Source organism: Alloalcanivorax sp. C16-2 (assembly GCF_046507615.1).
Classification (GTDB): Bacteria; Pseudomonadota; Gammaproteobacteria; order Pseudomonadales; family Alcanivoracaceae; genus Alloalcanivorax; species Alloalcanivorax marinus_A.
The window spans coordinates 286,393-310,607 of sequence record NZ_JBKFTL010000004.1 but is presented as its reverse complement, the minus strand read 5'-3'; the positions used below and the strand labels follow the sequence as shown (position 1 = coordinate 310,607).

General features: G+C 62.4%; 22 protein-coding genes. 20 read left to right on the top strand and 2 right to left on the bottom strand.

Features of this window, described 5'->3' with window-relative positions:
- Positions 1–3 precede the first annotated feature (3 nt).
- Complete coding sequence (locus ACLD02_RS16735; RefSeq protein ID WP_203106033.1) at positions 4–933, top strand: ferritin-like domain-containing protein; 930 nt, start codon at positions 4–6, stop codon at positions 931–933.
- Between the two features lie 67 nt (positions 934–1,000).
- The gene (locus ACLD02_RS16730; protein WP_410299222.1) at positions 1,001–2,659 is read left to right on the top strand and encodes a flavin-containing monooxygenase; all 1,659 of its coding nucleotides are present in this window, start codon (positions 1,001–1,003) and stop codon (positions 2,657–2,659) included.
- 22 nt (positions 2,660–2,681) lie between these two features.
- Here ACLD02_RS16730 and ACLD02_RS16725 read toward each other — a convergent pair whose 3' ends face one another.
- A complete protein-coding gene (locus ACLD02_RS16725; protein ID WP_203106031.1) occupies positions 2,682–3,545 on the bottom strand; it encodes an aldo/keto reductase family oxidoreductase in 864 nt (287 codons plus the stop codon).
- Positions 3,546–3,641: 96 nt separating this feature from the next.
- Here ACLD02_RS16725 and ACLD02_RS16720 point away from each other — a divergent pair, with 96 nt between their 5' ends.
- A complete protein-coding gene (locus tag ACLD02_RS16720; RefSeq protein WP_203106030.1) occupies positions 3,642–4,544 on the top strand; it encodes a LysR family transcriptional regulator in 903 nt (300 codons plus the stop codon).
- On the opposite strand, the gene ACLD02_RS16715 is transcribed toward ACLD02_RS16720, so the two are convergent.
- On the bottom strand, positions 4,519–5,778 hold the full coding sequence (locus ACLD02_RS16715; RefSeq protein ID WP_410299221.1) for an acyl-CoA dehydrogenase family protein: 1,260 nt from the start codon (positions 5,776–5,778) through the stop codon (positions 4,519–4,521). The genes ACLD02_RS16720 and ACLD02_RS16715 overlap by 26 nt on opposite strands.
- Positions 5,779–6,021: 243 nt before the next feature.
- On the opposite strand from ACLD02_RS16715, the gene ACLD02_RS16710 reads away from it, so the two are divergent.
- From ACLD02_RS16710 to ACLD02_RS16630, 17 genes are all read left to right on the top strand, one after another.
- The gene (locus ACLD02_RS16710; protein ID WP_203106028.1) at positions 6,022–7,518 is read left to right on the top strand and encodes a flavin-containing monooxygenase; all 1,497 of its coding nucleotides are present in this window, start codon (positions 6,022–6,024) and stop codon (positions 7,516–7,518) included.
- 90 nt (positions 7,519–7,608) lie between these two features.
- On the top strand, positions 7,609–8,511 hold the full coding sequence (locus tag ACLD02_RS16705; RefSeq protein ID WP_203106027.1) for a CHAD domain-containing protein: 903 nt from the start codon (positions 7,609–7,611) through the stop codon (positions 8,509–8,511).
- A 75-nt stretch (positions 8,512–8,586) separates the two neighbouring features.
- On the top strand, positions 8,587–9,354 hold the full coding sequence (locus ACLD02_RS16700; RefSeq protein WP_338015256.1) for a GntR family transcriptional regulator: 768 nt from the start codon (positions 8,587–8,589) through the stop codon (positions 9,352–9,354).
- Positions 9,355–9,594: 240 nt separating this feature from the next.
- A complete protein-coding gene (locus ACLD02_RS16695) occupies positions 9,595–10,602 on the top strand; it encodes a TAXI family TRAP transporter solute-binding subunit (protein ID WP_203106025.1) in 1,008 nt (335 codons plus the stop codon).
- Between the two features lie 30 nt (positions 10,603–10,632).
- A complete protein-coding gene (locus tag ACLD02_RS16690) occupies positions 10,633–12,642 on the top strand; it encodes a TRAP transporter permease (protein ID WP_410299220.1) in 2,010 nt (669 codons plus the stop codon).
- Between the two features lie 20 nt (positions 12,643–12,662).
- Positions 12,663–14,033, top strand: coding sequence for an aromatic ring-hydroxylating oxygenase subunit alpha (locus tag ACLD02_RS16685; RefSeq protein WP_203106023.1), 1,371 nt, complete (start codon positions 12,663–12,665; stop codon positions 14,031–14,033).
- Positions 14,033–14,542, top strand: coding sequence for an aromatic-ring-hydroxylating dioxygenase subunit beta (locus ACLD02_RS16680; RefSeq protein ID WP_410299219.1), 510 nt, complete (start codon positions 14,033–14,035; stop codon positions 14,540–14,542). Before ACLD02_RS16685 ends, ACLD02_RS16680 begins: the two co-directional genes overlap by 1 nt.
- A 23-nt stretch (positions 14,543–14,565) precedes the next feature.
- The gene (locus ACLD02_RS16675; protein ID WP_410299218.1) at positions 14,566–15,603 is read left to right on the top strand and encodes a zinc-binding dehydrogenase; all 1,038 of its coding nucleotides are present in this window, start codon (positions 14,566–14,568) and stop codon (positions 15,601–15,603) included.
- Between the two features lie 11 nt (positions 15,604–15,614).
- Positions 15,615–16,634 carry a 2Fe-2S iron-sulfur cluster binding domain-containing protein gene (locus tag ACLD02_RS16670; RefSeq protein ID WP_203106020.1) on the top strand — a complete coding sequence of 340 codons (1,020 nt, stop codon included), beginning with the start codon at positions 15,615–15,617 and terminating at the stop codon, positions 16,632–16,634.
- A gap of 18 nt (positions 16,635–16,652) precedes the next feature.
- A complete protein-coding gene (locus ACLD02_RS16665; RefSeq protein ID WP_410299217.1) occupies positions 16,653–17,504 on the top strand; it encodes a VOC family protein in 852 nt (283 codons plus the stop codon).
- Positions 17,505–17,695: 191 nt separating this feature from the next.
- Positions 17,696–19,156, top strand: coding sequence for a 2-hydroxymuconic semialdehyde dehydrogenase (locus ACLD02_RS16660; protein ID WP_203106018.1), 1,461 nt, complete (start codon positions 17,696–17,698; stop codon positions 19,154–19,156).
- Positions 19,157–19,167: 11 nt separating this feature from the next.
- Positions 19,168–19,953: a 2-oxopent-4-enoate hydratase gene (gene dmpE / locus ACLD02_RS16655; protein ID WP_410299216.1), complete on the top strand. Its 786-nt coding sequence runs from the start codon at positions 19,168–19,170 to the stop codon at positions 19,951–19,953.
- A gap of 26 nt (positions 19,954–19,979) precedes the next feature.
- Positions 19,980–20,924 carry an acetaldehyde dehydrogenase (acetylating) gene (locus ACLD02_RS16650; RefSeq protein WP_203106016.1) on the top strand — a complete coding sequence of 315 codons (945 nt, stop codon included), beginning with the start codon at positions 19,980–19,982 and terminating at the stop codon, positions 20,922–20,924.
- Between the two features lie 10 nt (positions 20,925–20,934).
- Positions 20,935–21,960: a 4-hydroxy-2-oxovalerate aldolase gene (gene dmpG, locus ACLD02_RS16645; RefSeq protein ID WP_203106015.1), complete on the top strand. Its 1,026-nt coding sequence runs from the start codon at positions 20,935–20,937 to the stop codon at positions 21,958–21,960.
- Positions 21,960–22,748 carry a 2-oxo-3-hexenedioate decarboxylase gene (gene dmpH / locus ACLD02_RS16640; protein ID WP_203106014.1) on the top strand — a complete coding sequence of 263 codons (789 nt, stop codon included), beginning with the start codon at positions 21,960–21,962 and terminating at the stop codon, positions 22,746–22,748. The genes dmpG and dmpH overlap by 1 nt, the downstream gene beginning before the upstream one ends.
- 13 nt (positions 22,749–22,761) lie before the next feature.
- A complete protein-coding gene (locus ACLD02_RS16635; protein WP_203106013.1) occupies positions 22,762–22,953 on the top strand; it encodes a tautomerase family protein in 192 nt (63 codons plus the stop codon).
- A 144-nt stretch (positions 22,954–23,097) separates the two neighbouring features.
- Positions 23,098–24,081 carry a porin gene (locus tag ACLD02_RS16630; protein WP_203106012.1) on the top strand — a complete coding sequence of 328 codons (984 nt, stop codon included), beginning with the start codon at positions 23,098–23,100 and terminating at the stop codon, positions 24,079–24,081.
- Positions 24,082–24,215 lie beyond the last annotated feature (134 nt).

The following is a 24,215-nucleotide window of genomic DNA, read 5'->3' as shown; positions in this document are numbered from 1 at the left end:
AACATGGCTTCCATCGATCTCGAAAAAATGCTCGCCAAGGTCAAGGCCAGCCAGTGGGCGCTGGCGGACATCGACTGGGACGCGCCGGGCGCCGAGCTGGTCACCGAGGAGCAGTGGCCCAAGCTCAAGGCGTTCATGGCCGATCTGATGTGGATCGAGCACGTCGGTGCCCGGGGCTTCGCGGCCATGGCCAGGAAGGCTCCCAACGACACCCTCAAGGAAATCTACACCTACTTCCACGCCGAGGAGCAGCGTCACGCCAATGCCGAGATGGCGCTGATGAAGCGCTGGGGCATGCTGGATGGCGACCGGGTACCGGAGCCCAACAAGAACCTGCGCCTGGTGATCCAGTGGCTGGATCGCTACAGCGACGACATGCCTCTGGAAGTGCTGGGTTCGGTGATCCCGATGCTGGAGATCGCGCTGGACGGGGCGCTGTGTACTTTCCTGCTTGATACCGTGGACGACCCGGTATGCCACCAGGCGTTCGCGCGCATCAATGACGATGAATCCCGGCACCTGGGTGTGGGGTTCCACGTACTGGAAATGCAGGGTCACGGCGATCTTTATATGAAGGTGCTCAAGACCCTGGGCACGATTCTGGACCCGCGCCTGATCCTGGGTATCGCTTCCTACGCGCCGCTGCTCAATCGCATGCGCGACAACGTGATCGCCATGGGGCTGGGCGAGGAGCGGCTGTACGCGGCGATGAAAAAATTCGAACGCATTGGTGGACGTACCGCCGACGGTCGTCGCAACCCCTGGTATCAGATCATCAGCCGCCATGGGCGCATCGTCGTCAACCGGCGTCAGCGGTTTTACCATGGGCCGGTGGACGCCATGGTGCGTCTCACCGACCTGATCCCGGACCGGGTCATGCCTTCCCGGGTGCCGACCTGGGTCAAGGGCATCACCTACAAACCCGTCGTGTAACCACCCGTAGGCGCGGCTGGGCGGCATACCGCTTTAGCCGCGATCCCCGAGCAAAGCGGAAAATAACATGAGCGAAACCGACGAATCCCGGATCACAACGAACGAAGCCCCCGCCGCCACTCCGCCCAAGGCCGCCGCCAGGAAGGCGGCGCCAGGAAAGCGAGCGGTGAAAAAGGCGGCGCCGAAAAAGACGGCCGCGAAGAAAGCCGCCAGTAAAAAAACCGCGAGCAAAAAAGCCCCGCGTAAGGCCGCTACCCGAAAACCAGCCGCCAAACCGGCCTCGGTGCTGATCGTCGGCGCCGGTTTCGCCGGCCTGGGCATGGCCATCCGCCTCAAGAAGGCAGGCATAGAGGATTTCGTGATCCTGGAACGCGGCGACGACGTCGGCGGTACCTGGCGGGACAATACCTATCCCGGCGCCGCCTGCGATATTCCGTCCAACCTGTATTCGTTTTCCTTCGCGCCCAACCCGAACTGGTCGCACAGCTATTCCGGTGGCGCCGAGATTCTCGACTACATCCACTACCTGGTGTCCGCCTTCGGGCTGCGAGAGCATATTCGCTTCCAGCACAACGTAACGGCGCTGGACTTCGATGCCCGCCGGGGCCTGTGGACCGCCGAGCTGGAAGGCCGCGAACCCCTGCGTGCCCGCGCCGCCGTGATGGCCCAGGGGCCGCTGTCCAATGCCAGCTTCCCGGACATCGACGGTGTCGAGGATTACCAGGGCAAGAAGATCCACAGTGCCCGCTGGGACCATGACTACGACTTCACCGGCAAGCGCGTGGCGGTGATCGGCACCGGCGCCAGCGCCGTGCAGATCATTCCAGAGCTGGTGGAAAAGGTGCGTAGCCTCAAGGTGTTCCAGCGCACCCCGGCCTGGGTGATTCCACGTCCGGATTTCCGTACCCCGGACTGGAACAAGACCCTGTTCCGGGCTTTGCCCGCCAGCCAGAGGGCGGTGCGCGAAGCGCTTTACTGGACCCACGAAACCATGGCCATGGCGGTGATCTGGAACTCGCCGCTGACCCGGCTGGCGGAGCGCCTGGCCCGCCGTCACCTGCGCCGCCAGGTGACGGACGACTGGATGCGCCGGCAACTGACGCCGGACTTCCGCATCGGCTGCAAGCGGGTGCTGGTGTCCAATGACTATTATCCAGCGCTGCGGAAGGACAACACCCAACTGATTACCTGGCCCATCGCCAAGCTCTCGGAGAACGGCATTCGCACCGCCGATGGCGTGGAGCACGAACTGGATTGCGTGGTGTTCGCCACCGGTTTCGACGTGCCCAAAAGCGGCACGCCGTTTCCGGTGCGCGGCCGTGCCGGCCGCGAGCTGGGCGAGGAGTGGGCGCGTGGCGCCCAGGCCTACAAAAGCATCAACGTGGCCGGTTACCCGAACCTGTTCTTCCTGTTCGGGCCCAACAGCGGGCCGGGCCACAACTCCGCCCTGGTCTACATGGAAGCCCAGCTCGATTACGCCCTGCGCGGCGTGCACCGGCTGCTGGACGACAACCTCAAACTGCTCGACGTGAAGCCGACGGTGCAGGCGCGACACAATAAACAGCTTCAGAAGCGCCTGGCGCGGACCAACTGGAATTCCGGCTGCAAGAGCTGGTACCTCACCGAGGACGGTTTCAACGCCACCATGTTCCCCGGCTTCGCCACCCAGTATCGGGCGCAAATGGCCACCTTCGAGGACGGGGACTACGACAGCGAGCCCCGCTGACGGCGGCTCCCGGGCGGCCGGTTTACGGCTGGACCCCGGCGATCCGTTCCAGCGCCGCCAGGGCGTGATCGGGCAGATTCAGTGTCGCCGCGGTCAGGTTCTCGTGAAGATGGGCCACGGATGAGGTGCCGGGAATCAGCAGGATGTTCGGCGCGCGTTGCAACAGCCAGGCCAGCGCCACCTGCATGGGATGGGCGCCGAGGTCGGCGGCCACCTGATCCAGGGTGGTCGATTGCAGCGGCGAGAACCCGCCAAGCGGGAAGAAGGGGACATAGGCGATGCCATCCGCCGCCAACTGATCGATCAGGGCGTCGTCGTCGCGGTGGGCCAGATTGTATTGATTCTGCACGCACGCCACGGGGGCGATGCGGCGCGCTTCTTCCACCTGCCCGGCGGTGACATTGCTCAGCCCCAGGTGCCGTATCAGGCCCTGCTCCCGTAATTCCGCCAACACCGTGAACGGGCCCTCCAGGGAGCCTTCGGCGGGCTCGTGCGCTGAGAACATGGCGCGCAGGTTGACCACTTCCAGTCTCTCCAGTCCCAGGTTGTCCAGGTTGTCGTGGACCGCGCGGATCAACTCGTCCCTGGAAAAGGCGGGCAGCCAGGCGCCCTGGTCGTCGCGGCGTGCCCCGACCTTGGTGACCAGAGTGAGATCCTGGTGGTACGGCGACAAGGTGTCGCGGATCAGACGGTTGGTGACATGGGGGCCGTAAAAGTCGGAGGTATCGATGTGATTGATGCCGCTGTCGATCACCTCGCGCAGCACCGCTCGCGCCGCCGCCTCGTCCCGGGGCGGGCCGAACACGCCCGGGCCGGCCAGTTGCATGGCCCCGTAACCGAGCCGGTTCACCTCGCGGTCGCCGAGTTTGAATGTCCTGGTGGTCATGGTTCGCTCTCCTGTTCAAGGAGGTTCCAATGTAGAGAGACGGCGCTTGTGCGACAATACGGATTAATTGGAACAAGCTGTACGGAATTATGAACAATGGAGCTGAGTGACCTGAACGCGGTGGCCGCCGTGGCGCGCGCCGGGGGCTTTCGGGAAGCGGCGCGTACTCTCGGTTGTAGCGCGTCGCGGCTGAGTGAGGCGGTGCGGCGTATGGAGGCGTCCCTGGGCGTGCGTCTGTTTCACCGTACCACGCGAAGCGTGGTCCCCACGGAGGCGGGGAAGTTGCTTCTGGCTCGCCTGAATCCGGCCTTGAAGGAGATCGAAACGGCCCTGGATTCACTCAACCGGTTCCGCGACACGCCGGCGGGGACGCTGCGACTGAATGTGCCGGTGAGCGCGGCGCAACTGGTGCTGCCCTCGATCGTGCCGGCGTTCCTGGCGACCTATCCGGACATTGCCTTGGAGATTGTCGCGGAAAGCAACGTGGTCGATGTGATCGAAGCCGGTTGCGATGCCGGTATTCGCTATGAGGAACGGCTGGAGCAGGACATGATCGCGGTGCCCATCGGGCCGCGCATCCAGCGCTTCGCCACCGCCGCGGCTCCGGCACTGCTCGAGCGTCTGGGCCAGCCACGCCACCCTGGCGACTTGCTGGATTTTCCCTGTCTCGGAGGGCGCTATGCCGGAGGCCGCCCGGCGGTCTGGGAATTCGAGCGGGACGGGCAGGTTATCAAGATCGAGCCGACCGGTCCCTTGACCGTCAGTATTGGTGGCGCGGTGGAATTGTCGGTGCAAGCGGCGGTGGCCGGCCTCGGGGTGATCACGCTGTTCGAGGAATGGCTGCGTCCGTATCTGGAAAGCGGCGCGCTGGAGCCGGTGCTGGAGCCCTGGTGGCAGAGTTTCTCCGGCCTCTATTTGTACTACCCCGGGCACCGGCTGGTGCCGGCGCCGTTGCGGGCGTTCATCGATTTCATCAAAGGCGGGGAGCCTGGAGGGTGAAATAGGCGGCGGTGTCGCCTCGGTGTTCGCGGGCTTTTTTGAGTTCGGCGCGGGCCACGGTGCGCAGGTGCACCTCGTCCGGGCCGTCCATGAAGCGCAGCGCCCGGCCCCAGGTGTAGAGGTAGGCCAGCGGCGTGTCCGGGGACAGGCCCATGGCGCCGAACACCTGGATCGCCCGGTCCACCACGCGGGTCTGCAGGCGCGCCGCCACCAGTTTGATGGCGGACACCTGGGTGCGGGCGGCGGCGTTGCCGTGGCGGTCCATGAGCCAGGCGGCGTGCAGCACCAGCAGGCGCGCCTGATCGATCTCCAGCCGGGATTCGGCGATCCAGTCCCTCACGTTCTCATGCTCGCTCAGGCTCTTGCCGAACACGCGCCGTTCCAGGGCCCGTTCGCACATCATTTCCAGGGCCAGCTCGCACTGGCCGATGGTGCGCATGCAGTGGTGCACTCGGCCCGGGCCGAGCCGCGCCTGGGCCATGGCGAAGCCTTCGCCGGGGGCGCCCAGGCGGTGGCTCACCGGCACCCGCACGCCACGGAACACCAACTCGCAGTGTCCTTCCGGGGAGTGGTGCTGAAAGATCGGGATGTTGCGTTCCACGGTGAGGCCGGGGGCGTCCATGGGCACGATCAGCATGGAATGCTGGCGGTGCGATTCACCGCCGGGGGCGTCGTCGCAGCGGCCCAGCACCACGGCGAAGGCGCAGTGCGGGTGGTTGGCGCCGGTGATGAACCATTTGCGGCCGTCGATCACGTAGTGGTCGCCGTCGCGGCGGAAGGTGGTGCCGATGTTGGTGGCGTCGGAGGAGGCCACGTCCGGCTCGCTCATGGCGAAGCAGGAACGGATCTCGCCATCCAACTGTGGCGCCAACCACTGGCGGTACTGGTGCTCGTCGGCGAAGCGGTGCAGCAATTCCATGTTGCCGGTGTCCGGGGCGCTGCAGTTGAACACCTCGGAGGCCCAGGGCAGCCGGCCCATGATTTCCGCCAGGGGCGCGTAGTCCAGGTTGCTCATGGCGGTGCCCGGTTCGTTCTCGCGCAGCTCCGGCAGGAACAGGTTCCACAGGCCCAGCTCCCGGGCGCGGGCCTTGAGCGGTTCCAGCACCGCCAGGGGGTAGCGGCCCTCGCCCGCCACGCGGTGCCAGTCGGCGTTGCGGGGCAGTACCTCCTTGTCCATGAAGCGGCGCATCAGGTCCTGGACCTGAACGGCGTACTCGGAAAAACTGAAATCCATGGCGACTCCGGATCATCGGCAAGACGGTGGCATGATCCGGCCAGGGTAGGGCGCCCGGGCCGGGCCGCCGTTGACCCACATCAAGGGCTGGCGAAGGGGCCAGCGGATTGGCCGTAGCGCCGTCGGAACGGCCCGTTTTGCCCTTTCCCCGGCGTCGGGCCGGGGGCATCATGGCGGCCTTTGAAGTTTACATTGAGTAATGTAAGCCTCGGCGCCAATCGGCGCCCGGGCTGGAGGTAAAGCATGGCCGGGAATCATTTCGACGTACTGATCATCGGCGCCGGCCTGTCCGGCGTGGGCGCCGCCTGTCACCTTAGCCGGGACTGCCCCGACCGCAGCGTGGCCCTGATCGAGCGTCGCCAGCGCATGGGCGGCACCTGGGATCTGTTCCGCTATCCGGGCATCCGCTCCGACTCGGACATGTACACCCTGGGCTACAATTTCCGTCCCTGGACCGACCCCAAGGTGCTGGCCGACGGCCCGTCCATCCGCCAGTACATCGTCGACACCGCCCGCCAGTACAGGATCGAGGACAAGATCCATTATGGCCTGCGCATGATCGGTGCTGATTTCTCCACCGAGACCAGTCTTTGGACCGTGCGGGTGGAGCGTGAGGAAACCGGCGAGCGGGAAACCTACACCTGCCAGTTCCTGCTCTGCTGCACCGGCTACTACAACTACGACCAGGGCTATAAGCCCACCTTCCCCGGCGAGGACGATTTCAAGGGCCAGGTGATCCATCCCCAGCACTGGCCGGAGGATCTGGACTACAAGGGCAAGAAGGTGGTGGTGATCGGCAGTGGCGCCACCGCCGTCACTCTGGTGCCGGCCATGGCCGGCGAAGCCGCCCACGTGACCATGCTACAGCGCTCGCCCACCTACATCGCCACGGTGCCCGAACGCGACGAAATTTCCGTGGGCCTGCGCCGCTTCCTGCCGGAGATGGTGGTCTACCGTATGGCGCGGGCGCGCAACATCAGCCTGCAGCGTTTCATCTTCAAGCTTTCCAAGCAGCGCCCGGGTCTGGTACGACGGGCCCTGCTCGCCGCGGCCCGTCGCCAGCTCGGCGACCAGGTCGATATGAAGCACTTCAAACCCAGCTACAACCCCTGGGACGAGCGCCTGTGCGCGGTGCCCAACGGCGATCTGTTCAAGGTGCTGAAGAAAGGCGAGGCGTCCATCGTCACCGACCACATCGACACCTTCACCGAGAGCGGCATCCGCCTGAAGTCCGGCGAGGAACTGGAGGCGGACATCATCGTTTCCGCCACCGGTCTCAACGTGCAGTTGCTGGGCGGCGCCGACCTGACCGTGGACGGCGAGACCCGCGAGCCCAACGACATGCTGGTCTACAAGGGCCTGATGCTGCGCGATGTGCCCAACATGGCGATGGTGTTCGGCTACACCAACTCCTCCTGGACCCTGAAGGCGGATCTGGTGGCGGAGTATGTGGGCCGGCTGCTCAACCACATGTCCCGCAAGGGCCTGCGCCAGGTGACGCCCCGGGACCCGGAGGGCTGCGACACCGACGATTCCTTCCTGGAGCTGCAGTCCGGCTATGTGCAGCGCGCCGCCCATACCCTGCCTCGTCAGGGCAGCAAGGCGCCCTGGAAGGTGCTCAGCAACTACTTCTATGATTTGCCGCGCCTGCGCTACGGGCGCATAGACGATGGCAGCCTGGAATTCGTCAAGGACGAGAGCCGTAAGCGCCGTGGCGTGGCCGCCCTGCTGAGAGGCTAAACGCCGCGCCTGTCATTTAGTTGTCACGGTAATTTTTCCGTGAAGGTCTCATAATCGGGCTCCCATTTTTCTGCTCCGGGGGAGTCCTGCATGAGCCATAGACCGGGCGACGAATCGCCGTTGATGGCGCGTCTCATTGAAGCCGCGCGTGCTCACGACGAGGCCGCGCTGGCCCTGCTAAAGGACCGGGCCACCCTCGACCCGGACCGGGTTCATGACCTCCGTGTCACCGTGAAGCGGCTGCGCGCCCTGTGGCGTCTGATGGGCACCCAGGGTCCGCGCAAGCTGGCCGATAAACAGGACAAGCGGCTGCGTGCCGCCGCCGCCAGCCTGTCCGGCGCCCGCGATCTGCAGGTCATGGGCGAAACCCTCGCCGCCCTGCGCGCCACCTCCCGCCGTGATTACGAAAAAGAGGCCCTGGACCGGGTCCGCGAGCTGGCCCTGCCCGCGGGGGGTGACCCGGCGGTGACGCCGGAGAAGCCCGCCGACCTGGAGAAGACCTTCCTGGAAGACCGCGATCGCTGGACCGACCTTAAGGTGGAGGGCGATGACGGCACCCTGATCAAGAAGGGTGTCGGCCGTGTCTATGCGCACACCCGCCGGCTGGGCTTCGAGGCCATCGCCGAGGATCAGCCGGAGACCTGGCACGGCTTCCGCAAGTGGGTGAAATACCTGCTCTATCAACTGGAACCGATCGCCGGGCCGCTGGAGAACAGCGACATCCCCCTCAAGGAATTAAGAAAACTGGGCAAGAAGCTGGGGGACCTGCACGATTTGCATGTGCTCGACGAATTCCTGCGCCAGGCCAGGAAGAAGACCGATGACAAGGAGCCCTTCGGCCACGCCCGCCAGTTGATCGGTCGCCGTGAATCCGCGCTGGTCAACGATTGCGAAAAGCGGGCGCGCGGCGCTTTCGTGCTCAAGCCCAAGGTATTCCGCGAAGCAATGGGCCAGGTGAAGGACAAGGACGCGGGTGGTGAGACCTCAACATGACGTCCTTCCGCAAAGGGCCATAATCTCCACACTTTAGGAAATTCTCGATGTTTTGCGGGCGGTAAATTCTCTATCATGTTCCCTTGGGCTGCTGAGCTCACCAACCAACGGACCGAATTGAGGGAATGTATGAATTTATCGGGAAGGCCCGTCGCGGGATCGGCCCCCAAGCCAAGGACTCGCACCGACCATGCTTATGCGTTGTTGCGTGGCGATATCATCGCTGGCCGCCTCAAGCCCGGTACCAAGTTGCGAGTGGAACAGCTGCGCGCCGATTACGACATAGGCGCCACGCCGTTACGGGAAGCGCTCAGCCGGCTCAGCGCCGATGGCTTCGTGATCTCCGAGGGGCAACGGGGCTTCCGGGTGGTTCCCATAAGTTATGATGATCTGCAGGACATCACCCGGGTACGTATCCTGATCGAGACCGAAGCGCTGCGTGATAGCATCGAGAATGGTGATGATGCCTGGGAGGCGAGGCTGGTGGCGGCCTATTACCGCCTCTCCAAGCTCGAAGCCCAGGAAGAGCAGGACTACGAACAGCGCGAGCGCGCGAACGAAGCGTTTCACGACGCCTTGCTTGCCGGTTGTACCTCACCGTTGCTGCGCCGCTTGCACCATACTTTGTATGATCAGCACAAACGCTACCGCAATATCTCGTTGATGAACCCGGCGGTACCAAGGGATGTTCATGAAGAGCACCGGGCGATCTACGACGCCGCCCTGGAACGTGACGCGCAACGGGCTTGTGAAGCTACCCGGGTACACGTGATGCGTACCATGGAAGTAACCCTGGATGTGTTCCGCAAGGCGGAAGAAACCCCAACCTCCACCGCCGACTGACCAGCGCGGCATCCGCCGCGCACGCAACCTATCCCCTGTGACGACAAGGATGCCGTTATCGCCTTGGATGGCCCCGCGTAGACAAAAATTCTATATATATTTACCTGTTTATCTATATTTCTTGTAATATATATTTTTATTGAAATATCGTTTTCCGCTGCTATAGTGAACTCATGGTTCGATTTCGCCCGTCCGTTGGCGGGCTACTGAAAATACCTAGAAGAAAAGCGGAGAACTGTAATGCGACACCTGAAACGGCTGGTGGCCGCCGCCATCGCCACCTTCCTCGGTCTTACCTGTGGCGCCGCCCTGGCCGACGGCAATATTCGTATCCTCACCGCCCCCACCGGCTCCATCGTGCACACCACGGGCTCAGCCATCTCCAGCGTGGTTTCCAAGAACACCGACTACACCATGCTCGCCGCGCCCATGTCCGGCCCCCAGATCTATGTGCCACAACTGGACGGCGGTCGTGCTGAATTTGCCCTGCTCAACGCCGCCGATGCCCACGAGGCTTTCAGTGGCGGGGCCGGCTATCGTCAGGCTTACAAGAACCTGCGGTTGGCGGCGGTCGGTTTCACCAACGAGCTTGGCGTGATCGTACCGGCGGATTCCGACATCAAGACCGGCAAGGATCTGAAGGGCAAGCGTGTCTCCGGTGTCTTTTCCGCTCACAAGACCTGCGAGCAACTGGCCTCCGCGCAGATGGCCAACTTCGACGTGTCCTGGGACGACGTTACCGTGGTGCCCGTGACTCACTCGCGTACCGCCGTTCAGGCCTTGGGTGACGGTCGCGTGGACGCGGCGCTGTGCGTCCCTCTGGGGCAGGCCATCGTGCAGGAAATCAATGCCCAGACTCCGGTGCGCTTCATCAGTCTCAATAATGATCCGCAAGCGGTGGCGCGCACACGCGCGAAATTCCCCGCGGGTGAGATCCGGGGCTACAAGGCCGGTGACAGCGTGGGGTTGATCGACGACGCCTACATCTGGAGCTACCCGTTTTATCTCGCCGTCAACAAGGACGTGCCGGACGACGAGGTCTACACCGTGGTCAAGACCATCAGCGAGCACGTTCAGGACCTGCGAGGCATCAGTGGCGTGTTCAATCGCTGGGTGCCGGAAAAGATGATCGGTGTCGATATCACCTTGCCGGTCCATGAAGGCGCCAAGCGGTTCTACCAGGAAGCGGGTTTGTGGAACGACGGCGTCGAAGCCGCCGACCAGAAGCTGCTGCGCGACGCCCGCTGATCGCCGACAGGCACGCTGGAGGACGATGACGTGAAAACAGAAAGCGATATCGAGCAGCGCATCGCGGAAGATACCGGGGAGTCCATGTCCGGGCTCCAGGGCTTCTGGGCCGGTCTGGCGCGCTGGCTACTGGCGGCGATCCCGCTGGCGGGGTTGCTGTATGCCTTCAGCGTACCCTCGTATTTCGGTTACGCCTTATGGGGCGAGCAGGCGGCCCTGGCGGTGCTGGGGCTGGGGCTGGGCGCGACCTTCCTGCTTAAGCCGCTACTGGCCCGATTCGCGGGGCGTACCCGCCCGGCCTGGTACGACATCCTGTGCATGGCGTTGTCGTTATTGCTGTGTCTGTGGACGGCGGTGCGCTATGAGTGGCTGGTATCGATCGGCTTTCTCGGGAGCGGCACGGATTATTACATCAACATCGCGGTGGCCGCTCTGACGCTGTTGCTGGTACTGGAAGCCCTGCGCCGTCTCACTGGCTGGGCGATGGTGATCCTTGTGCTGGTAAGCCTTTTGTACGCGGTGTTCGCCGGAAGCATGCCCGGTGCCTTCAACGGGCAGACCCCGGACCTCGACTTCCTGGTCGGTTATCTGCAGCTGGACTCGGCCGGGATTCTTGGTACACCGCTGTCGGTGGTGGTGTCCACGGTGATTGCCTACGTGCTGTTGGGTAATGCGTTGTTCCGGCTCGGTGGCGGGCAGCTGTTCCTGGATCTGCCGCTGGCGGCCATGGGCCGATTTCGGGGCGGGCCGGCCAAGGCGTCGGTGCTGGCGTCGTCGCTGTTCGGCTCGATCTCCGGCAGTGCGGTGGCGAACGTGGCCACCACCGGCATTGTCACCATTCCGCTGATGAAGAGGTGCGGCTATCGCGCGGACCAGGCCGCCGCGGTCGAGGCGGTGAGTTCCACCGGCGGGCAGTTGTTACCGCCGATCATGGGCGCCGCCGCCTTCATCATGGCTGAGTTCCTGGGTATCTCCTACGTGGATGTGGCCCTGGCGGCCCTGATTCCCGCGATTCTGTTTTACATGGCATTGCTGGTGCAGGTGCACCTGCATGCCGCCCGCTCCGGGATTCGGCCGATGACGGCCGAGGAACGACCTGACGCGAAGCGTACTCTCCGCCGCTATTGGCCCTTTCTTCTGCCCATTGCTTTGCTCATGGTGATCCTGTTCGCGCTGCGCTGGACACCGGAAAAAGCCGCTTTCGCGAGCCTGGTGGTCACGTTCGTGGCCGCCGCCATGGTCGGCGAGCATAAAGTCACTCCAGGCGTCATCGTCGGCATTTTCGAGGCTGCCGGGAAAAGTCTGCTGGAGATCATCGCGATTACCGCGGCCGCGGGCATCATCGTCGGTGTCCTCTCGATCACCGGTCTGAGTTTTTCCCTGGGCTTGAGCATAGCCGACCTCGCCGGACCGCTACCGATCGTTCTGCTGCTGGTGGCGGCGATCACCGCCATTCTCTTTGGCATGGGCATGCCAACCACCGCGGTATACGTGTTGATGGCGACGCTGATCGCGCCTTCACTGGCCGCCGCCGGCTTCGATCCCCTCGCCAGCCATTTGTTCGTGCTCTATTTCGGTGTGTTGTCGATGATCACGCCGCCGGTCTGTCTGGCGTCATTCGCCGCCGCCTCCATGGCCGGCGCGCCGTTCATGCGTTCCGGCTGGCAATCGATACGTTTCGGCGCGACTGCCTTTCTGGTGCCGTTCGTGTTCGTGGCGTGCCCGCCCTTGCTGCTGCATGGAAACATGAGCGGTGCGGAATGGGTAACGGCGGGTGTTGCCTTTATTACCGCCATGCTCGGTTTTCTGATGATCGCCGCGGCCATCGAAGGTTACCTGTTCCGTGCAATCCGGTGGCAGATAAGAGTGCTTTCCGGGCTCGCCGGTTTGATGCTCATCGTACCCGAGGACGGTGCCCTGAAGATTTTCCAGCAGGTGCCCACCGATACTATTGGATTGGTACTGGCCGCCATTCTGGTGGTGTTTTGTTGGAGCCGTTCGCGCGGACAGGCATCGCGAACGGTGGTCATAACCGATTAGAAAAAAAGAGAGTGAATGTCATGAATTCCAAAGTTCATAAGCTGGAAGTCCGGCAGGACAATGGCCCGGAAAACGAAATCCTGGACCCCAATGCGATGATCGACAATCGCGTGGAGGAAGGTGTCTATCGTGTTGATCGCCGCTTCTACACCGATCAAGGACTTTTCGAAAAAGAGATCGAAAATGTTTTCGAAAAGGACTGGGTGTTCCTGTGCCATGAAAGCCAGATCGAGAACCATGGTGATTACTTTTCCACCCACATCGGCCGCCAGCCGGTGCTGGTGATTCGTGACAAGGATGGTTCGGTGAACGGCTTCATCAATGCCTGTGCTCATCGTGGCGCGCTTCTTACTGATCGCCGCCAGGGCAATGCCCGAACCCTGCGTTGCCGCTTTCATGGCTGGTGCTACAACACCGAAGGCCGTTGCACCCGGGTCAAGAACGAGAAGACCGGATGGCCGGAAGGTTTCGACAAGACCCGTGCCAGTCTCAAGAAGATCGGGCGTATCGCCGCCTATCGTGGCTTCGTATTCGGTAGCCTGGAGGCCGAGGTTCCTGAATTGGAAGATCATCTGGGCGAGGCGAAGGTGTTCATCGACATGCTGGCCGACCAGTCGCCCCAGGGTATCGAGGTGATTGGTGGTGCCTCTGATTATGTGATTCGCGGCAACTGGAAGATGCAAGCCGAAAATGGCGTGGACGGCTACCACGTGAGCACCGTGCATCGGGTGTTCGCCTCCACCGTGGCACAGCGCGAGGAGCGCCAGGGCCGAGAGGGAATGGCGAAGACCGAAGCGGGGCGTATCGCGGGTGTGGTGCCAACCGGATGCTACGACCTGGACAATGGCCACATGTTGATTTGGGCGGAGCGCGCCACGCCCGAAGTCGGGCCACTTTGGGAGGCCCGTGAGGAACTGCTCAGCCGCCTGCCGGAAGAAAATGTCAACTGGATGATCGGCCGCGGCCGTAACTTGCTGCTGTTCCCCAACGTGCTGTTGATGGACCAGCCGTCCACCCAGATTCGCGTGTTCCGCCCGTTGTCGGTGGATCGCACCCTGGTGACCGTGTATTGCATCGCGCCACGTGGCGAAAGTGACGAAGCCCGGGAAGCGAGAATCCGAAAATTCGAGGATTTCTACATGGTTACCGGCATGGCCACACCCGATGACCTTGCCGCTCTGGAAGATTGCCAGAAAGGCGCGCACGGCGAATTGTCGCCCTGGACCGAGGTCACTCGCGGGATCGAGACGATGCAGCACGGGCCGGACGAGGGGGCCAGGAAGATCGGTCTGAATCCGGTCACCAGTAATCAGGATTGGGATTTCGAGACGCTCTATTACAGTTTCTATCGCAAATGGCTGGAGCGTATGAACGACGAGGAGAAGCACTGATGACCGCGACCATCGAACAGCAGTATCAACGGTTTCTCCAGGTCAATGCACTGCTCGCCGAAGAGGCCGATCACATTGACCGCCGCCGTTGGCGGGAATGGGTGGATATGTACACCGAGGACTCCGTGTTCTGGGTACCGGCCTGGCGCAACGAGGATGAAACCACCCAGGACCCGAAACGCGAGATCAGTCTGATCTACTTGCCGCAACGTGGCATTGAAGACCGTGTGTTCCGGTTCAGCTCCGGCGATTCCTATGCCTCCACCCCGTTGCCTACCACCTGCCACACGGTCGGCAGCGTGCGCGTCGTCGAGGACCAGGGGAGCGAGCTAAGAGTGCTCGCCAAGGCGACCGTCGTGACCATGGACCCGCGTACCGGCGTTACGACGCGCGGTGTCTGGTACGACTATCGCTTGCTGGAACGCGACGGCCGACTGCTGATTGCCGCGAAGACGGCGACGCTGTTGGAAACGGTCATCGACGGCACCGTGGATGTCTACAACGTGTGACCCTTGAGGGTTTGGAGAGAAGCATGCTTGCGCTGTGTAAGACCGAGGCAACGGTGAACGGCATCGAACTACGGGAAATGGACGTGCCCGAACCCGGGCCCGGTGAAGTGCTGCTGCGGGTACGCTACGCGGGTCTGTGTGGCACGGATATGCATATCTATCACTGGGCGCCGAGGATGGCCCGGCGCATGGTCCTGCCAAGAGTGCTCGGGCACGAGGTATGCGCGGTGGTGGAGACTCTGGGGGAAGGGGTTCAGGGAATGCGCCCCGGCGACCAGGTCAGCCTGGAAAGCCATATCTATTGTGGCCAGTGCCGGCAGTGCCTGATGGATCAAAAACATCTGTGCGCGCACACCCGTTACCCGGGCATTGATGTGGATGGTGGTTTCGCCGAATGGTTGGTGGTGCCCGCGAGCATTGTGTGGGTCAACCCGCCGGATTTTTCCCCGCGTCTGTCGGCGATGATGGAACCCTTTGGTATCGCCGTGCATGCCTGTAACGAAGGCACCGGGGTGGCCGGTCAACGGGTGCTGGTCAATGGCTGTGGCCCGATTGGTCTGATGGCGGTGGCGGTGGCCAAGGCGCTGGGCGCCCGTCAGGTGATCGCCGCGGATCTTAATCCGTTGCGGCTGGCCACCGCCGAAGCGTTGGGAGCGGATCTCTGCGTGAATCCGGCTGAGCGGGATCTGGTGCAAACCACGCGGGCGGTGACTCGTAATGAGGGCGTCGACGTGGCGATCGAACTGACCGGCGCCGAAGCGGGGTTGTTCGCTTCGCTGGATGCCCTGCGCAGGGGAGGGGATTACCGGCTGATCGGCGCGCCGGCGAATCCGGTGGCCATTGATCTGACCACCTGGCTGCGCACCGGCCCCACCATTCACAACATCCATGGTCGTCGTATCTGGCGTAGCTGGCAGCAGGCCGGTGATCTGGTGCTCGATGGCCGTGTCGATCTGGCGCCACTGGTTTCGCATGTGGTGCCGCTCAAGGACGGCGCCAGTGCCTTTGACCTGGTGCTGCGGGGGCAGGCGGTGAAACCGTTGCTGGCGATGGATACATAAGGAGCCATGGTATGTCGAGCAAACACCATATCACTTGCGTGTTCGAGGACGGCGGCACCTCGCGATTCACTTCGTCGTCGTTCGAAACCGTGTACCAGGCCGCCTTGCGCAGTGGCCTGACCCTGGAAACCGACTGTCGTGAAGGTGCTTGCGGTGTGTGCAAGGCCTACCTCAGCGATGGCGAATGCGATCTCGGTGATTTCAGCGACGAGGCGCTTAGCGAGGATGAAGAGGAACAGGGCTATGTCTTGTCCTGCCAGGCGCGACCGCGCGGCGACCTGGTGCTCCAATTCGGCTACCCGATGTCGCTGCTGAATAAGGAAATGGCCTGTTTGACGGCGAGTGTGACGGCTCTGGAAGCGGTGGCCGACAACGTCATGCGGTTGGTGTTGGAGGGCGATGGAGAACCGCTCCCGTTTCTGCCCGGTCAGTACGTCAATCTGTCCGTGCCGGGGAAAGTGGCGTCACGCAGCTATTCCTTCGCCAACTCGCCATTGAAGCCGGGGGCCATGGAGTTCTTCGTGCGCCTGTTGGACAGCGGCTCGATGAGCGACTGGTTACGGCACCAGGCCCGGGTTGGTGACAGCGTACGGGTGGAAGGTCCTTACGGACAGTTCTTCCTCCGCTCGCCGCGCGGTGGAGAGCTGCTTATGGTGGCCGGCGGTACCGGCCTCGCTCCGATCCTGAGCATGCTGGAGAAGCTGCGCGCCGACCAGGCTCGACCACCTAAGGTGCGTGTTCTGTATGGAGCAAACCATCCGGGCGAGCTGTTCGCGCTGCGCCGGTTGGCCGACTACGGTGATTGGGTCGCGGTGGAGACCGCGGTGGTGGCGGGCGATGGCGACTGGCTTGGCAAAGTCGGCTTTGTCACTGATCTGATCGCGCAACAGAACCTCGACGACCCTTCCCTGGCGGATGCCTATCTGTGTGGCCCGCCGCCGATGATCGAAGCGGCACGCCATGCGTTGGTCGAGCTGGGACTGCCAGAGAACCGGATCTTCGCCGAGAAATTCCTGCCCTCGGAAAAATAGAACAACGAGGAGAGCATCATGATCAACCTGCACGATATTCGTTACGTAAGATTGGGCACCGCCGACCTGGATCAGGCAACCCGTTACTGTGTTGATATTCTGGGCTTGCAGAAGGTGCGTGCCCTCGATGGGGCTGTCTATTTCCGGTCCGACGATCGCGATCACACCCTGGTTTATTTTGATGGCGATCCGAATGACCATGCCACCGGCTTCGAAATCAGCAGCATGGAGGAGATGGAACAGGCCAAGCGCGATTTGGAAGAAGCCGGAGTGTCGACGTATTGGGGAAGTGATTCCGAGTGCGAAGCCCGGTTTGTTCGTGATTTGCTGGTGTTCCACGATCCGTCCGGTAATCGTATCGAACTCGTGCACCGTCCCTTTCATTCCGGTTGGCGCTATTTCCCTTCGCGGGATGCCGGCATCTCCGGTTTCTCTCACATCGGTCTGCGCTCCCGGGACCCGGCCCGTGATGAAAAATTCTGGACCCGCATCATGGGGGCCAGGGTATCGGACTGGATTGGTGACTCGCCGTTACTGCGTATCGATGAGATTCATCACAAAATCGCGCTATTCCCGTCCGACCGGCCCGGGGTTCAACACATAAACCATCAGGTGGAAAGCGTCGATGACATCATGCGCAGTTGGTACTTCCTTTCCGAGAGAGATATTCCCATCACTTTCGGACCTGGAAGGCACCCGACTTCAAGCGCCATGTTCCTCTATTTCGAAGGCCCGGAAGGAATGGTCTACGAATACTCCAGCGGCGTGCGCAGCATCGAGGATGAGGATTACCGACCGCGTCAGTTTCCGGCTGAACCGTTGGGCTTTTGCATGTGGGGAGCCAAACCCAACATCAAGGAATTCAAATGATCCGGCGGACCAGGCGGCGTACCCGGGTGCGCCGCGAGCCTTTTTTTTGTCCAAAAATAAAAAATCGATATTTGTTCGCATTATCCAGATATTCGCTTTGTTCAATGGATACACAGGCTATACGCCGCTGAGGGGCGGACTTTGTATCAGGGAAGCGCTCAGGCGCGCCCCTAAGTGAGATTGAGGAACTTATGAAACAGATCAAGCATTTCATCAACGGCGAGTACGTCACGTCCGCCAGCGGCAGGACTTTCGAGGATCGCAACCCGGCCAATGGAGAGTTGATCGCCATGGTCTGCGAAGGCGGCCGTCAGGAGGTGGACGACGCCGTCGCGGCGGCTAACGCGGCACTGCGCGGTGAGTGGGCCAGCATGCCGGTGGAGCGTCGCATGGCGTTGTTGCACCGGGTGGCGGATCGCATCAACGAACGATTCGATGATTTCCTGGAAGCGGAGTGCCTGGATACCGGCAAACCCAAGTCGATGGCATCGCACATCGATATCCCGCGCGGCGCCGCCAACTTCAAGGTGTTCGCCGACCTGGTACGTAACGTACCCACCGAATCCTTCCATATGGATACGCCGGATGGCGCCGGCGCGGTCAACTACGCGGTGCGCAAACCGCGTGGGGTGATCGCGGTGATCGCGCCCTGGAACCTGCCGCTGTTGTTGATGACCTGGAAGGTCGGCCCGGCGCTTGCCTGCGGGAACACGGTGGTGGTCAAACCTTCCGAAGAGACCCCGCATACCGCCGCGCTGCTTGGCGAAGTCATGAACGAAGTGGGCATCCCCCGGGGGGTCTACAACGTGGTACATGGCTTCGGTGGTGATTCCGTGGGCGAGATGCTGACCCGCCACGAGGGCGTGGATGGCATTACGTTTACCGGGGAAACCGCCACCGGCAGCCAGATCATGAAGGCCGCGTCCCATGGTTTGACGCCGCTGTCTTTCGAGATGGGCGGCAAAAACGCCGGCATCGTGTTCGCCGAGGCGGACATGGACAAGGCCATCGAAGGTACTTTGCGATCGGCATTCGCCAATTGTGGCCAGGTCTGTCTGGGTACCGAGCGGATGTACGTGCATCGCTCCCGTTTCGAGGAATTCGTCGATCGGCTCAAGAAGGGCGCGGAGCAACTGACCATGGGCTGGTGGCAGGACGACGCTGTCAGCTTTGGTCCGCTGATCAGCCGTGTGCATCAGGACAAGGTGCTTTCCTATTACGACAAGGCCCGTGCCGAGGGCGCCGAGATCATTACCGGTGGCGGCGTGCCGGATATGCCGGAAACACTGCGCGACGGTAACTGGATTCAACCGACCATCTGGACCGGTCTGGCGGAGCATTCCGCGGTGATCCGCGAAGAGATATTCGGCCCCTGCTGTCATATCCGGCCCTTCGAAGATGAGGATGAAGCCATCGCGCTGGCCAACGATACGCCCTATGGGCTGGCAACGTCGCTGTGGACCGAGAATCTGACCCAGGCTCACCGCGTGGCGCCGCGAATGGAGGTGGGCTTGTGCTGGGTGAACAGCTGGTTCCTGCGCGATCTGCGCACGCCGTTCGGCGGCAGCAAGAAGAGCGGAATCGGCCGTGAGGGTGGCGTGCACGGGCTGGAGTTCTACGCCGAACTGTCCAACGTCTGCATCAAGCTGTGAGGGCCGGATCCATGAATTCCGAAATCATTCAACGCCACGGCGACGCCTTGTTCGAAGCGCTGCGCGGCAACACCACGGTGCCACCGCTGACTGAACAGCATGAGGATCTGAGTATCAATGCCGCCTACCGGATATCCCTGCATTTTCTGCAACGCCGCCTGGATGACGGCGAGCACGTCATCGGCAAGAAAATCGGTGTTACCAGCAAGGCGGTGCAGGACATGCTCAACGTGCATCAGCCGGACTTCGGCTATCTCACGGACCGCATGGTGCACGCGGACGGCGACACCATCCCGGTGAAAGGCAACCTGATCGCACCACGGGCGGAAGGTGAGATCGCTTTCGTGCTCAAGCGTGATTTGCAGGGCCCGGGCGTGACCAGCGCGGAGGTCCTGGCGGCCACTGATTATGTCTTTCCGTGTTTCGAGATCGTCGATTCGCGGATCGAGGACTGGCGCATACGTATCCAGGACACGGTGGCCGACAACGCGTCCTGCGGCGTTTTCGCGCTCGGCGATACCGGCCTGCGGCCATCGGATCTGGACCTCTCCACCTGCGGGATGGTGATGGAAAAGAACGGCGAAATCGTCGCTAGCGGCGCCGGTGCCGCCGCCCTGGGTTCTCCGCTGAATTGCGTGGCCTGGCTGGCCAACACCCTGGGACGGTTGGGCGTGCCGCTCAAAGCCGGGGAAGTAATTCTGTCCGGTTCCCTGGTACCGCTGGTGCCGGTGGCGCCAGGTGATCATATCCAGGTCACCGTGGGCAATCTGGGAAGCTGCTCGCTGCGTTTCGGATGAGCGCGGCGACATAACGGGAGAAGAGTATGAAGATCAAGGCCGCGATCATCGGCTCGGGCAATATCGGAACCGATCTGATGATCAAGCTGTTACGTCATGGCGAGCACGTGGAGGTCGTCGCCATGGTGGGTATCGATCCGCAATCCGATGGCCTGGCCCGTGCCAAGCGGCTGGGCGTGGCGACGACCCACGAAGGCGTGGAAGGCCTGCTCAAGCTACCGGCGTTCCAGGACATCGGTATCGTCTTTGACGCTACCTCCGCCGGGGCACACCACCATAACGAAAAGGTGTTGCGCGCGGCACGGCCGGATATCCGGCTGGTGGATCTGACCCCGGCGGCCCTCGGCCCCTATTGCGTGCCGGTGGTCAACCTGGAGGCCAACCTGAAGGCCCCCAACGTGAACATGGTGACCTGCGGAGGCCAGGCCACCATTCCCATCGTGGCGGCGGTGTCGTCCGTGGCACCGGTGCACTACGCCGAGATCATCGCTTCCATTGCCAGCAAGTCCGCGGGCCCCGGTACCCGGGCCAATATCGATGAATTCACCGAGACCACGTCCCTGGCCCTGGAACAGGTCGGTGGCGCGAAGAAAGGCAAGGCCATCATCGTGCTGAACCCGGCGGAGCCGCCGCTGCTTATGCGCGACACCGTCTACGTGTTTTCCGAAGACGCCGACGAGGCGAGGGTCGAAGGCGCCATCAATGCCATGGTCGAGCGCGTCAACGCCTATGTGCCCGGCTATCGGCTCAAACAGCGCGTCCAGTTTGATCATTACGACCAGGATAACCCGTTGCACATCACCGGGCTGGGGCGCTTCAGCGGCCTGAAAACCTCGGTGTTCCTGGAGGTGGAGGGCGCCGCCCACTACTTGCCCGCCTATGCCGGCAATCTGGACATCATGACCTCGGCCGCCGCGGCCACCGCCGAAAAGCTGGCCGAAGGGCTGCTGGTTCCGGCGGCCACCCAGTAAGGAGCGGACCATGAACACTCTGGAAAAGAAACTCTATATCTCCGACGTCACGCTGCGCGATGGCTCTCATGCCATCCGCCACCAGTACAGCGTGGATAACGTGAAGCGGATCGCGGCCGCTCTGGATAAAGCGAAGGTGGATTCCATCGAGGTGGCCCATGGCGACGGCTTGCAAGGCTCGTCCTTCAACTACGGCTTCGGCGCGCATACCGACCTGGAATGGATCGAGGCGGTGGCGGAGACGGTCAGTCACGCCAAGGTGGCGACGCTTTTGCTGCCCGGTATCGGCACGGTCAGGGATCTGCGCGACGCCCACGCCGCCGGGGCCTCGGTGGTGCGGGTAGCGACCCACTGCACCGAAGCGGATGTGTCCAGACAGCACATCGAGTTGGCCCGGGAGTTGGGGATGGACACGGTGGGTTTTCTGATGATGAGCCACATGACCAGCCCGAAGGAGCTGGCCGGGCAGGCGAAACTGATGGAGAGCTACGGTGCCACCACGGTGTATGTGGTGGACTCCGGTGGCGCGCTCAACATGAATGACATCCGCGAGCGTTTTCGTGCCTTCAAGGATGTGCTCAAGCCGGACACTGGCACCGGCATGCACGCCCATCACAACCTGGGCCTGGGCGTGGCCAACTCCATCGTCGCGGTGGAGGAGGGCTGTGACCGCATTGACGCCAGCCTGGCGGGCATGGGCGCCGGTGCGGGCAACGCGCCGTTGGAGGTGTTCATCGCCGCCGCCGATCGTCTGGGATGGGATCACGGCACCGACCTGTACACCCTGATGGACGCCGCCGATGACATCGTGCGGCCTCTCCAGGACAGGCCGGTGCGCGTGGACAGGGAAACCCTGGCCCTGGGCTATGCCGGCGTCTATTCCAGTTTTCTCCGTCACGCGGAGAACGCCGCTGAAAAATATGGACTGAAAACCGTCGACATCCTGGTTGAACTCGGCCGCCGCCGCATGGTTGGCGGCCAGGAAGACATGATCGTCGACGTTGCCCTGGATATGTTGAAGAAGGAACCCGTTTGATGAGCCTGAGCAAAGACAGCATCGCGAAACTCGCCGAGCACCTGGAAAACGCGGAGCTCAACGCCCATGACGTGACCAAGGTGACCGACGATTACCCGAATCTGGATATCGCCTCCGCTTACGACGTGCAGTGGGAGATTCGGCGCCGCAAGATCAAGCGAGGCGTCCGTGTCATCGGTATGAAGATGGGCCTTACTTCCCGTTCCAAGATGGAACAAATGGGCGTGGACACACCGATATACGGTTTTCTGGCCGACTACTTCGAATCGCCTGAATCCGCTGCCATCGAGGTGGACCGGCTGATCCACCCCAAGGTGGAAGCGGAACTGGCGTTCTTCACCAAGGCACCGCTGCGCGGCCCGGGCTGCCATGTGGGCGCGGTTCTGGCAGCCACCGATTTCGTGCTGCCGGCGGTGGAGATCATCGATTCCCGCTACCGTGACTTCAAATTCGATCTGCCCAGCGTGATCGCCGATAACGCCTCCTCCTCCCGTTTCGTCACCGGCGGCCAGGCCCGCGCGGTGGACGGTCTGGATCTGCGCAACCTTGGGGTAGTGCTGGAGAAGAACGGCGAAGTCGTGGCCACCGGCGCGGGCGCGGCGGTGCTGGGCCATCCGGCGGTCAGTATCGCCATGCTCGCGAATATGCTCGGCGAACGGGGCGAGGAGATTCCCGCCGGCAGCCTGCTTTTGTCGGGAGCGATTACCGCCGCCGTGTCGGTGGACAAGGGCGACAACGTTTCCTTGCGGGCCCAGGGCCTGGGTTCCTTTTCCACCCGTTTCATCTGATCGGAGTCAGCACATGCCCATCGCCACCATTCAAATCATGGAGGGCCGTGACAAAGCGGCCAAGGAACGCCTGATCAAGGAAGTCACGGACGCTATCTGTTCCAGCATTGACGCGCGCCGCGAAGCGGTGCGCGTGGTGTTGCAGGAGGTACCGAAATCGCACTGGGGAATCGCCGGCGAGACCGCCGAAGCCCTGGGGCGATGATCTGAGCCGCGCCGGGCCCACCGAAACGGGGACGGCCATCCCGGCGCCGAGCGGCTAACCGCGAATTCCAAAACGGAAGGCATGCCTTCCACGGGCGCCCTTTGCCCGGAGAAAACCAAACCGATAACTCAAAAGGTGAGAACCATGAAAAAAACAACATTGAAAACAACCCTGCTGTGTTCCGCACTGCTTTCCTGTTCCGGTGCGTTCGCCGAGACCGGCAATGGCATGCCCCGTTTTTATGGTGAGATGGGCATGGGCGGGCTCAAGGTGGAAGGCCGCGATCTGGATGCCTGGGCGTTTGACCTGACCGCCGGTTTCAAGGGGCTGTATCAGGCTCAGGGGTTGAAGATCGCTTATACGTTCCGGGCTGATTTCACCGGGCCGGTCAACAACATCGATCCTCTGGTTTACACCCGCGGCGGCGATGATGACACCATCTACATTCGTGACGCCAAGATAGTGATGCCCACCCGGTACGGTGCCTTCGTGATCGCTCCCCGTTCGTCGAGTGGCCAATACGCCGACCTGTATGGGGCGGCCACGGACTTTGAATATAACGAGCTGCACGCGCGCACTGGCATCAACAAGATGTTCACTCAGGGTGATATCACCAACAACCTGCTTGCTTATGCCACGCCGACCTTCGCCGGCTGGAAGTTGATTGTTGGCTCCTTTACCTTCAACAAGTACAACGATCGCGACATCGACGCCACGAGCTATCGGGCGCTGTACAGCAATGGTGGTTTTAAGTTCGGAATCGGTCAGGTATTCATCTCCGACGATCAGTCCGCCAGCGGAGAGGACGAGGAACGTAACGCCGCCAACATCGGCTATAGCTGGAAGGACCTGAGTCTGTCCGCCATCGTGGAGCAGAATGACGTGCCCGATGGTAGCGTCAATGATTTCACCACCTACGCGGTGGGCGGCCGCTATCAATTCAATGATAACTGGTCCACGGCGCTCACGTACGCCGATAAGGACCACGAGCAGGACGACCTGGACAACAAGGCCGTGATCGCTCAGGTGCGTCGTCACTTCGGCTCCCAGGCCTACCTCTTCCTGGAAACCGGCCAGTATGACGAAACCCCCTCCAACTACGCGGTGGGCGTGAACCTGAAGTTCTGAGCCGCGGGGCTCTCCACGCAAGGTGCCAGCGAGGCCGCCACTCCCGCGGCCTCGTCTTTCCTTCATCGTGGCGGACGGTTGGCTGTTCTCTCCTTCCCGGGCCTTCCCGCCCTGGATCGTGCCGCCACGATGCT